We start from the raw sequence: 635 nt of genomic DNA on the forward strand, positions 1-635 counted from the left end.
CGCTGCGGGCCATGAGCTTCGACGAGCTCGAACGCCGTATCGGGCGCATGCTCGCTCGCGCAAAGCTCGACCGGCTCGAAGCATCCAGAGCCGCAGAGCTCTATCGTGAGGTCACCAAGAGCCGCGGCTACCAACAGACCGCCTACGAAGCCTGGGCCGCGTTTCGCACCGACGAGTATTTCCGTCTGCCGGCGGTCAACCTGGCCGATGCCCTGACTCGCGGCGGTTCAAACGTGTACCTCTACCGCTTCGACTATCCGATTCCGGCTTTCAAGAGCGCGCTCGGCGCCTGCCACGCCGCCGAAGTGCCGCTGGTCTTCGGAACTCATCGAACCCGGTGGTTGAAGCCGCTCTACCTCGGGCGCCGACAAGCGGACGGGCTCTCCGGGGTCATCCAGGAGGCGTGGTTGTCGTTCGCGCTCTCCGGCGCCCCGAGGGACTCCGTCGTCTCGGAGTGGCCCGTATATGACCCGAGCCAGCGCGCGACCCGAATTCTTGACGCACCGGGACGGTTGGAGGCGGTGGTCGAGGACCCCGAGAGGGAGACGCGGCAGTTCTGGATGGGAGAAGGCTGACAACTCCGAACCTCTTGACACCTACCTATTCGAGCCTTCAAACCCGGTAGTGATCGGGCC

1 protein-coding gene is annotated in these 635 nt (G+C 65.0%); it reads left to right on the forward strand.

The window, feature by feature from the left end:
* On the forward strand, positions 1 to 575 hold a 575-nt coding region (locus GY769_02280), incomplete at its 5' end, for a carboxylesterase family protein (GenBank protein ID MCP4200747.1).
* Positions 576 to 635 lie beyond the last annotated feature (60 nt).

The sequence above is a fragment of the bacterium genome, from assembly GCA_024224155.1.
Classification (GTDB): domain Bacteria; phylum Acidobacteriota; class Thermoanaerobaculia; order Multivoradales; family JAHEKO01; genus CALZIK01.